Source organism: Ectopseudomonas oleovorans (assembly GCF_003052605.1).
GTDB lineage: Bacteria > Pseudomonadota > Gammaproteobacteria > Pseudomonadales > Pseudomonadaceae > Aquipseudomonas > Aquipseudomonas oleovorans_A.
Window position 1 is genome coordinate 1 of sequence record NZ_QASO01000004.1, and the last position, 10,264, is coordinate 10,264.

The 10,264-nt window shown below is 63.1% G+C and carries 6 protein-coding genes and 2 pseudogenes; 5 read left to right on the plus strand and 3 right to left on the minus strand.

Translation table 11 applies throughout. The features are described from left to right. The 4 genes and pseudogenes from tnpA to DBO86_RS00900 all read left to right on the plus strand — a co-directional run. On the plus strand, positions 1 to 429 hold a 429-nt coding region (gene tnpA, locus DBO86_RS00890), incomplete at its 5' end, for an IS200/IS605 family transposase (protein WP_146173169.1). 184 nt (positions 430 to 613) lie between these two features. Then, positions 614 to 1,017: pseudogene (locus DBO86_RS27185) on the plus strand (PAS domain-containing protein); the annotation flags it as partial. A gap of 161 nt (positions 1,018 to 1,178) precedes the next feature. Further along, positions 1,179 to 2,162: pseudogene (locus DBO86_RS27190) on the plus strand (methyl-accepting chemotaxis protein); the annotation flags it as partial. A gap of 91 nt (positions 2,163 to 2,253) precedes the next feature. Continuing rightward, complete coding sequence (locus tag DBO86_RS00900; RefSeq protein ID WP_104730020.1) at positions 2,254 to 2,847, plus strand: tRNA-uridine aminocarboxypropyltransferase; 594 nt, start codon at positions 2,254 to 2,256, stop codon at positions 2,845 to 2,847. A gap of 128 nt (positions 2,848 to 2,975) precedes the next feature. Here the strand turns inward: DBO86_RS00900 and DBO86_RS00905 are convergent, their stop codons facing one another. The 3 genes from DBO86_RS00905 to DBO86_RS00915 all read right to left on the minus strand — a co-directional run bounded on the left by DBO86_RS00905 (position 2,976) and on the right by DBO86_RS00915 (position 7,940). Then, a complete protein-coding gene (locus DBO86_RS00905; protein WP_104730013.1) occupies positions 2,976 to 4,334 on the minus strand; it encodes an HlyD family type I secretion periplasmic adaptor subunit in 1,359 nt (452 codons plus the stop codon). Positions 4,335 to 4,346: 12 nt separating this feature from the next. Further along, positions 4,347 to 6,506 carry a type I secretion system permease/ATPase gene (locus DBO86_RS00910; RefSeq protein WP_108232740.1) on the minus strand — a complete coding sequence of 720 codons (2,160 nt, stop codon included), beginning with the start codon at positions 6,504 to 6,506 and terminating at the stop codon, positions 4,347 to 4,349. Positions 6,507 to 6,584: 78 nt separating this feature from the next. Next, positions 6,585 to 7,940, minus strand: coding sequence for a TolC family outer membrane protein (locus tag DBO86_RS00915; RefSeq protein WP_074860495.1), 1,356 nt, complete (start codon positions 7,938 to 7,940; stop codon positions 6,585 to 6,587). A 446-nt stretch (positions 7,941 to 8,386) separates the two neighbouring features. Between DBO86_RS00915 and DBO86_RS00920 the strand changes: the two genes are divergently transcribed. After that, the coding region (locus tag DBO86_RS00920) for a retention module-containing protein (RefSeq protein WP_146173171.1) at positions 8,387 to 10,264 on the plus strand (1,878 nt) is incomplete at its 3' end.

Consider the following 10,264-nt stretch of genomic DNA (forward strand, 5'->3'; position numbering starts at 1 on the left):
GATTACAGATACGGCAGTCATACGGTCTACCAGATCGAGTATCACTTTGTTTGGGTGACTAAGTACCGATACAAGGTGCTCAGCGGTGAGGTTGCTGAGCGAGTGCGAGAGCTGGTGAGACAGACGTGCGAAGCATTTGAAATTCGGATTGTGAAAGGTGTGGTGAGCAAGGATCACGTGCATATTCTGGTGAGCAGTCCGCCGAATTTGGCGCCGAGTGAGATCATGAGGCGGATCAAGGGGCGTACGGCGAGCAAGCTTTTCGAGGAGTTTCCCCATCTGAAAAAGCGCTATTGGGGGCAGCATTTTTGGGCTCGCGGGTACTTTTGCGCGACGGTTGGGCAGATGACGGAAGAGATGATCAAGCAGTATCTGGAGCATCATTTTGAGCCGAGCCCGAACGATAATTTCAGGATGGAGCCTGACTGATCCGACGCGTCGTTCAGTCGACGCGTATCCGGACTTTCAGTCCGTAAGTCACTAACCCACCGACTTCAGTCGGTGGTTGTTGAGTCTTCGAAAGGCTTAGAACCTTTAGCTGGCGTGGTTATTAGGCTGTGCTAGTACTTATTCATACGTCTGCACCCACTTCAATTCGAACAGGGAAGCCTCGATGCGCAATAACCTGCCCGTGACTCAGCGGGAAAGAACCTTCCCAGCTGACGAACGCCTGATTTCCACCACCGACCTCAACAGCAAGATCAGCTACTGCAATGACGCCTTTGTCGAGATCAGCGGCTTCACCCGCGAGGAGCTGATCGGCCAGCCGCACAACCTCGTGCGCCACCCGGATATGCCTCCAGCGGTGTTCGGCCATATGTGGGACACCATGGATGGGCATCGTCAAGAACCGCTCGAAGAATGGCGATTTCTACTGGGTCAGTGCCTACGTCACGCCCGTCTATGAGAACGGCCGAATTTCCGGCTACGAGTCGGTACGCTCATTGCCAATCGAGGCCCAGAAACGTCGTGCCGAAGCGCTCTACGCCCGTCTGCGGGCCGGCAAACCACCGGTGCCGAAGCTGGAACACTGGACCTACGATGTGTTGCGCTCCTGGCCACTGATCGCCGCGTCGCTGCTGATCGTTGCGGCGCACTGGGTGGTTTCTGGCTGGCCGCTGATGGCTTTTATCGTGCTGACACTGTTCGCGCTGGGGTCCTACCAGCTATATCGGACTCGGCAGCTGATTCGCCGCACCCTGGCGGATCATCCGAAAGCCTTTACCAGCGGCCTGGTGGCGCTGACCTACAGCGACAACCGTGGCGCTCAGGCGTTGCTGGATATGGCGATGATCAGTGAGGAGGCGCGCTTGCAGACAGCGTTGACGCGGCTGGAAGATGCTGGCGAGAACGTCAAGAAACGCGCCACGCAGTCCGCCGAGTTGTCGCAATCCAGCGCGCAGATGCTCGATCAACAGCGTGCCGAGACCGATCAATCGGCCACGGCCATCAACCAGATGGCAGCGACCATTCAGGAAGTCGCGCACAACGTGCAGAACACCTCGCATGCTGCCGAAGAGGCGGATCGCCTGGCACGTGAGGGGCGTGATCTGGCTGTAGGCAGCCTTGACTCCATGCGCCAGATGGCCAAGGCGGTCAACGATATTGGTCAGGCGGTCAACGAGCTGGCCAACTCCACGCAGTCCATCGGCAGTGTTGCCGATGTGATCACCTCGATTGCCGAGCAGACCAATCTGCTGGCGCTCAACGCGGCCATCGAGGCTGCGCGCGCAGGGGAGCAGGGCCGTGGTTTCGCGGTAGTGGCCGATGAAGTGCGGTCACTGGCTTCGCGTACTCGCCAGTCCACCGAGCAGATTCACCAGATCATCGCCGATCTGCGTGCAGGGGCCGAGCGCGCCGTGGTGACGGCGGGCAAGGGCGAGGAAATTTCTCGTGGCAGCGTGCAGAGCGTGGAGTCGGTACGTGATGCGCTGGAGGGCATCAGCGCTGCAGTGACGCGCATCACCAGCATGAGCCAGCAGATGGCGGCGGCTTCCGAAGAGCAGAGCCACGTGGCCGAGGACATCAGCCGGCAGATCACCCGTATCGCCCAGCTTTCCGATCACAGTGCCGGCCAGGCGCATCAGGGTGCGGCGATCAGCCGCGAGCTGGAGGAAATGGCCGATTACCTGCACAGTCTGGCGGAGCGTTTCAATCGCTGAACCGTAGCCGGATGTCATCCGAGGCATGCTTCGATGTTCCGGGTTGCAGCCGGACTACGCGTTGGCAGGGCGTTCTGGCACACTGCGCGGCATGCCTCGTCCGACCTGCTCCCGCTGCCAGCGCCCGCTTGGCCATTGCCTCTGCCCGCTGATTCCCGTCCTCGAGAGTCGTACTCGCGTGCTTATCCTGCAGCACCCGAGCGAGGTTGGTCACGCCCTCAATACCGCTCGCCTGGCTGCGCTTGGCTTGCGCAACGCGGAGCTGCGCGTCGGTGAGGTATTCGATGATCTGCCACAATTGCTCGCGCAGTCTGATTATCGCGCCTGCCTGCTGTTTCCCGGCGATGAGGCTGTGGTCCTGACAGGCTACGTGCCCAAGGAGAAACCGCTGCTATTGGTCGTGCCCGACGGCACCTGGCGTAAGGCACGCAAGCTGCTGCACCTCAATCCGTCGCTGGCAGCATTGCCGCGTGTTAGCCTGGGGGCAGTGGCGCCGTCGCGCTACCGTCTGCGCAAGGCGCCGGAAGAGGGAGCGCTATCGACCATCGAGGCGGTTGTCGCGGCTCTGGATGCGCTCGAGGCGCCGCAGAGCTTCGCTGCGTTGCTCAGGCCTTTCGATGCGTTGATTGAAGGGCAGATCGCGGCGATGGGCGAAGCAGTGTTTGTCCGCAACCACCAGCGTTGACGCGGTGCGCACGGCGCACCCTACGGTGTTGCGTCTGTCGCGTAGCCCAATGCAATCCGGGGAGGTTCTACGGCTCGACAATCAATCCCGGATTTCATCCGGGGCTACGCAGCGTGCACGGCAGGTGTTCAACGCTCGCGCATGGCTTCCGAGCGGGCCTTGAGCACGGGTTTGAGCAGGTAGGCCAGTACGCTCTTCTCGCCGGTGATGATGTCTACCGTGGCGACCATGCCGGGGATGATCAACAGTGGGTGTTCCTCGCCACCGAGGTGGCTTTTGTCGGTGCGCACATGGATCAGGTAGAAGCTGTTGCCTTCCTCGTCGGTGATGGTGTCGGCGCTGATCAGCTCGAGGTTGGCCTTGAGCCCGCCGTAGATGGTGTAGTCGTAGGCGGTGAACTTGACCATGGCTTTCTGCCCAGGATGCAGGAAGGCCACGTCCTGCGGGCGCACCTTGGCTTCGATCAGCAGGCTGTCATCCAGCGGCACGATTTCCAGCATGTCGCTGCCCGGCTGCACCACGCCACCGATGGTGTTGACCTTGAGCTGCTTGATTACGCCGCGTACCGGCGAGGTCACGGTGGTCCGGGTCACCTTGTCCTGAATGGCGACGCTGGTGGCGGTGATCTTCTGCAGTTCGGTGCGTAATTCGTTGAGCTCCTTGAAGGCCTCGGCGCGAAATGCCAGCTCGGACTCCTCCATCTTGCTCCTGATCTCGCTCATCGCCGCTTCGGCGCGCGGGATCGCCAGGTTGGTGGCCTCCAGCGAGCCGCGTACTTCCACCACGCTGCGGCGCAGACGCAACACCTCGACCTCGGAAATGGCGCCCGAGGCCACCAGGGGTTGCGACATGTTCAGCTCCTGCTGCAACAGGCCGAGGCTGGAACGGTATTGCTGGGCCTTGGAGCGAAACTCGGCGAGCTCCTGCTCCTTTTGCCGCAGTTGTTCGCCCAAGGTGCGCTGCTCGCTGCGCAGCCGTTGCTGGCGCGAGCGATACAGGGCCAACTGGTCTTCGGCCAGCTGTGGCGCGTCGCGGGTGATTTCTTCGGGCAGTTGCGGTTCGCGGCCTTCGGCCTCTGCGCTCAGTCGTTCGAGACGGGCGATGAGCGCCAGCCGATCCGCTTCGGTCTCCCCGCGATTGGAGAGAAAGCGGGTGTCATCCAGGCGCAGCAGGGTGTCCCCCTTGTCCACCACCTGGCCTTCGCGCACGAAGATCTCACTGACGATGCCGCCCTCCAGGTTCTGGATCACCTGCACCTTGCTCGACGGGATGGCCTTGCCTTCGCCGGTGGTGACCTCTTCCAGTACGGCGAAATTTGCCCAGACCAGTGCCGCCAGCAGGCAGGCGCTGACCACCCAGATCGTGGCGCGGCTGAGCCAGGGCGAGTCTTCCAGAATGGCACCTTCGACTTCCGGCATGAACTCGGTGTCCTGGCGTTTTTCGCGCAGGCTGCTGAAGTAGTTGCCGAGGTTCTGGGTCGCTTGCATCGCACGTCGCTCCTACAGGCTGGCCGGGCCGACGCGGCCCTTGCGCAAGGCTTCGATCACCGCTTCCTTCGGCCCGTCCGCCACCACATGGCCGTTGTCCAGCACGGCCAGGCGATCCACCAGGCTGAGCATGGAGGCACGGTGGGTGATGAGGATCAGCGTCTTGCCCTGCACCCACTTGTGCAGGCGCTGGCGCAGCAGGTCTTCGCTGGTGTTGTCCATGGCGCTGGTGGGTTCGTCGAGCACCAGGATTGGCGGGTCGAGCAACAGTGCGCGGGCCAGCAGTACGGCCTGGCGCTGGCCGCCGGAGAGCAGTTGGCCGCGTTCGCCTACCGGGCGGTCGAAGCCTTGCGGATGCTGGCGCGCCAGGTCCACCACGCCAGTCAGCTCGGCGACTTCGAGCATGCGTGCGTCGCTGATGTAACGGGCGCCGAGGGTCAGGTTGTCGCGCAGGCTGCCAGCCAGCAGTGGCAGGTCGTGGGCGACGTAGCCGATCTGATGGCGCAGGTCGGCGACGTCGAGTTGGCGCAGGTCGAGGTTGTCGAGCAGGATCTGCCCTTCGTCGGCGCTGTAGAAGGCCATCAGCAGTCGCGCCAGGGTGCTCTTGCCCGAACCGCTGCGACCGATGATGCCGAGGCGCTCGCCAGCGCCCAGGCGCAGGCTGACGTTGTTCAGCGCCGGTGCGCTCTGGCCCGGGTAGGTGAAACTGATCTGCCGCACCTCCAGCGCCCCCTTGAGCTGGGTGCGATCCAGCGGGCGCTGCTTGTCCTGACGCTCCTGCGGCAGGGCCATCAGGGCATCGGTGCTGGTCATGGTCAGGCGTGCCTGCTGATAGCGGGTGATCAGCCCGGCGATCTGTCCCAGTGGGGCGAGGATGCGGCTGCCGAGCATGTAGCAGGCCACCAGCGCACCGACGCTGAGATTGCCGGCGATGATCAGATAGACCCCCGCGACTATGGTGGCCATGCCGGCGAACTGCTGCAGGAACAGGGTGCCGTTGGTGGCCAGCGAGGCGAGGAATTTTGCATGGCCGTCCAGGCGGGTGAGGGCGCCATGGGTTTGCTCCCATTGGTGCTGGCGCTCGCTTTCGGCACCACAGGCCTTGAGCGTCTCCAGGCCACCGAGGGTTTCGATCAGCAGCGCCTGGCGTTGCGAGCCAAGCTGCAGGCTTCTTTGCACGGTGTCGCGCAGGCGTGCCTGAATGATGTAGGCGAACAGCGCGGTGATGGGGAAGGCCAACAGCGGGATGAACACCAGCGGGCCGCCGATCAGTCCGATCACCAGCAGCATCAGCAGGGAGAAGGGCAGATCGATCAGGCTGGTCAGCGTCACTGCGGTGAGGAAATCGCGCAGCCCCTGGAAGTCGTGGATGCTCTGGGCGAAGCCGCCGCCGCTGGCCGGCCGCGCCTTCATCGACATGCCGGTGATGCGCTCGAACAAGGTGGCCGACAGCACCACGTCGGTCTTCTTGCCTGCCGTGTCGAGCAGGTGCGCGCGCAGCACCTTGAGCAGCAGTTCGAAACCGGTGCCGATAAACAGTCCGATGGCCAACACCCAGAGCGTTGCGGTCGCCTGGTTGGGTACTACACGGTCGTAGGTCTGCATCACGAACAGCGGCACCATCAGGCCCAGCAGGTTGATCAGCAGGCTGGCCAGGACGGCATCGGTGTAGAGCCAGCGCGACAGCTTGAGGGTGTCGCGAAACCAGGCTTCGATGCGTGGCACCAGCGGTGTGCGGGCTTCTTCCAGCTGATGTCGAGGGCGGGCAAAAAAGGCCCGGCCACTGTACTCGGTGGCCAGTTGTTCGCGGCTGACCCATTGCTCGCCGCCATCCGTTTCGCAGGGCAGAATCTGCGCCTGCTGTTTCGGCCCCCACTGGCGCAGGACCGCACAGCGACCGTCCTTGAGCAGCAGCAGGACTGGCAGGTTGAGGGCGGAAATGCTGGCAAGCTCGCGCTGTAGCAGACGCCCCTGCAGCCCGGCCCGGGCCGCAGCACGCGGCAGCAGGTCGGGGCTCATGCGTTGCTCCGGCATGGGCAGGCCGGCACTGAGGGTGCCACGGCTGGCCGAGCAGCCGTGTAGCCGACAGAGGATCAATAAACCATCCAGCAGCGGATCGTCGTGACTGAGCCGCGGATCACTGGTCGGCCCTGGCCGTTCCATGGTGGTCAATTTCTACTACTCCTCAGACCTGTTCAGACCTTTGCCGCACGTTGACCCCGCGTGTTCACGCGGGGTCTCGGGTCGGTACTACTTCATTTCCGGCAAGCGTGCTTCGCTCTTCACTTCGGTGAGGGCTACAGCTTCCGCCGGGACTACGACCTGTTGCTGGCGTAGCAGATCACCCATGGCCGCGACGACGCGGTACATCGAGAACTCTTCGCCGTAGCGAACCTCGGTGTAGCGGCGGTTGGCAGTGAACAGTTCGTTTTCGCTGTCGAGCAGGTCGAGCAGGGTGCGTTGCCCCAGGCTGAACTGCTGCTGGTAGGCCTCGCGAACCCGTGAGGTGTAGTCAGCGTAGTCACGGGCTTTGGGGGTTTGCAGGCGCGCGTTCTCCATGGCGTTCCAGGCCAGCGAGAGGTTTTCGTTAAGCACGCGCAGCGCGTTGTTGCGGATGTCCATCGACTCGTTGATCTGGTGCGCGGCCGATTGCAGGCGGGCCTTGTCGCGCATGCCGTTGAACAGGTTGTAGTTCATCACAACGGCGGCTCGCCAGGTGTTGTAGTGCCCCTCGTCACCCTGCACGTTGTCGTTGGCATTAGTGGCCAACTCCAGGTCGAAGCGTGGGTAGAAGGGCGACTTGGCCACCTCGTACTGCTTCTCGGCAGCATTTACGTCCGACTGTGCCGACTTCAGGAAGGGGTTGTTGTCCATCACGGTCTGGCGGGCGGCGAGCAAATCGGCCGGCATGTTGCCCTTGACCGAGGAGGGTGTCTCCAACTGATCCGGCAAACGCCCCACGGCGCTGAAGAAGTTGGCTTCGGCATCGGCCAGGTTGACCTCTTCGGTGTACAGGTTGTTCTGCGCCAGGGCCAGACGGGCCTCGGATTGGTCGAGGTCGGCGGTGCTGCCAACGCCCTGGCGGCTGCGCAAGCCGATCTGATCGTTGATGCGTTGGTGTGCCTGCAGGTTGTTGCGCGCCAGCGTGACCATCTCGCGGCGCATCAGCACATCGAGGTACACCTCGACGGTGCGCAGGGCCAGGCTTTCGGACGTACCGAGCAGGCGGTAGGCGCGGGAGTTGACCACTGCCTGGGTGCGCGCGACTTCGTTGGGCGTATTGAAGCCGTCGAACAGCATCTGCCGTAGGCGCAGCTCGGCATCGCGGTAGTTCAGGGTTTCCTTGTTGTGATTGCCAAGTGCCCGTGTGCTGGGGCTGTCCGTACGCTCCCGGCCGTAACCGACCAGCAGGTCAACGGTGGGCAGGTAGCCGCCCTTGGCGAATTTCACATCTTCATCCGATGAGAGTCGGCTATTGGCGGCAGCGTGGATTTCGGGGTGATTATCCAGCGTGCTCTGAATCGCTTCCGAGAGATTCATGGCTTGCGCCTGACTGCAAACAGTCGCCAAAAGCATGGCGCTCCATAGCGGGGTTAAGGTGCGCATTGGCGTTTCTCCTGACTGAAGTTCTTATCCTGTCGCCATAAAAATGGCGTTTTTGCCTGTGAAACCGTTTCAGGCTTGTAACATCAGAGCTAAGAACAACTTTTGGAGAACCTAAGATGTTTTTTTCACAACCTATATTCAGAAAAAATCTTATGAACTCTGCGAAAAGCAGCACATTGTTTCAACCTGTGAGCTGCGCAAGTCCTCATTTTCCGTGGATGCGCAGCTCAATTGGGTTGTCAGGCATCAAAAGGGCGGGGATTCATCTGATGGAGTAGTTCGACGCAGGCTGTAGTGACATTTTTTTGTCAGTAGCGTTTTTGGGATTTTGCGCCGTTCCATTTCAATCAGCTGTCTTGGTTTTCTCCTCGGCTACGAAAAGGTGTTCTGGCCCTTTCGGTAGGTACGTGTCGGCGGTGGTCGGCAGCTGTAGTGAGGATGGAATCATGGCTACTCTTATTGGTGTCGTCAGTCAGGTTGTCGGCGAAGTGTTCGCGGTAGCGAGCGACGGATCGCGCCGGCCGATCAGCGAAGGGGATCGGGTCTACGCGGGCGAGCAACTGGTAACCGGCGCCGCGGGCGCGGTGGCCATTGCCATGACCAACGGCCAGCAACTGACCCTTGGGCGCGATAGCAGCATGACGCTCGACGCGCAGATGCTTGCCTCCAGCCCCACCTCACAGGCCCCGACGGCCGATGCGCCGCCCCCCGTTCCCAGCGACAGCGACCTGACCGATGTCGAGCGACTGCAGGCGGCGATCGAGGCCGGCGTCGACCCGACCCTCGAAGGTGAAGCTACCGCCGCCGGACCGGGTGCGGGTGGTGGTGCGGGCGGCGTCGGTGGTGGCCACTCCTTCGTGCTGCTCGGCGAGGTCGGCGGCGCACTCGACCCAGTGATAGGTTTCCCTACCGAAGGGCTCAGCACCGGCCCCGAATTCCCCGATGCCGAGCCGATCGTCGATCCGGATATCCCGCTGCCGGCTGGGCCAGAGGGTTTTCCCAGCGGCGGCGAAGCCAGCAATGCAGTCGATGAAGAGGGGCTGCCGGGTGGTATTGCCGGTGGTCCAAACGATCTGGCCGGCGAAGACACGGTGGTCATCGGCACCCTGGGCTACAGCTTCGGCCCCAATGGCATCGGCAGCTTCGCCTGGAGCAGCGAAGGGCTGGCGGCGCTGGGAATCAGCTCGCAGGGCGTTTCGCTGACTTACAGCGTCAGCGCCGATGGTTTGACCCTCAGCGCCTTTGCCGGCGACACGCTGGTATTCACCCTGCAGCTCACCGATCTGGCGGCTGGCACCTACGAGTTCAGCCTGTTCGCCCCGCTTGACCATGCCGCACCGGAACCTGGCGGCAGCGACGAGAACGACCTGTTCTTCCTGTTTGGCTACAGCATCACCGACGGCGCCGGCAACACCGCTGCCGGCAGCCTGACGCTGGGCGTCGACGACGACACCCCGGAACTGCAAGGCGTACCGGGCGAACGCCCGAGCGTTGGCGGCCTGGTGCATGAAGACGCGTTGGACAATGGCAATGCCGAAGGCGGCCAGACCCTGACGCTCAGCGGCGGGCCCGGCACCCTGGATGCGCTGGTCAATTTCGGCGCCGATGGGCGCGGCAGTTTCTCCCTCAGCGGCAGCGCCGAAGCGCTCGACAGCCTGATCGCCCTGGGCCTGACCTCGGGCGGTGTGGCGCTGGCCTATTCGGTTTCCGCCGACGGCACGACCTTGATTGCCACGGCGGGTGGTAACCCGGTGTTCACCCTGGTGGTCAACCCGGACGGCAGCTACCTGTTCACCCTGCAGGGCCCGCTGGATCATCCGGAGGCCGATGGCATCGACGCGGAAACCCTGGGCGACAACAGCCTGGCGCTGGATTTCTCCGGCCTGCTGGTGGCCACCGACGGTGACGGCGACCCGCTGGCTGATGGCTTCGACGCCGGCAGCTTCGTCATCGATATCGAGGACGACGTGCCGGTACTGGTCGGCGCCCCGGGCGAACGGCCCATCGTGGGCGGCCTGGTGCATGAAGACGCGTTGGACAACGGCAACGCCGAAGGCGGCGATCAGACCTTGACGGTCGAAGGCGATGTCGGGGCGCTGGACGCCCTGGTCAACTTCGGCGCCGACGGCCGCGGCGGCTTCCAGCTGAGCACCGCCCCGGGTGCGCTGATCGGCCTGCAGGACCTGGGCCTGACCTCGGGCAACGTCGAGCTGTTTTACGCCGTCTCGGCCGACGGCAGCACCCTGACGGCCACGGCCGGCGAGGGCGGCGCACCGGTGTTTACCCTGCTGGTCAACCCGGACGGCAGCTACCTGTTCACCCTG

Coding starts and splice junctions, on each gene's coding strand:
- DBO86_RS00915 (WP_074860495.1), bottom strand. CDS start 7,940: ATGCGCACCTTAACCCCGCTATGGAGCGCCATGCTTTTGGCGACTGTT.
- DBO86_RS00900 (WP_104730020.1), top strand. CDS start 2,254: ATGCCTCGTCCGACCTGCTCCCGCTGCCAGCGCCCGCTTGGCCATTGC.
- DBO86_RS00905 (WP_104730013.1), bottom strand. CDS start 4,334: ATGCAAGCGACCCAGAACCTCGGCAACTACTTCAGCAGCCTGCGCGAA.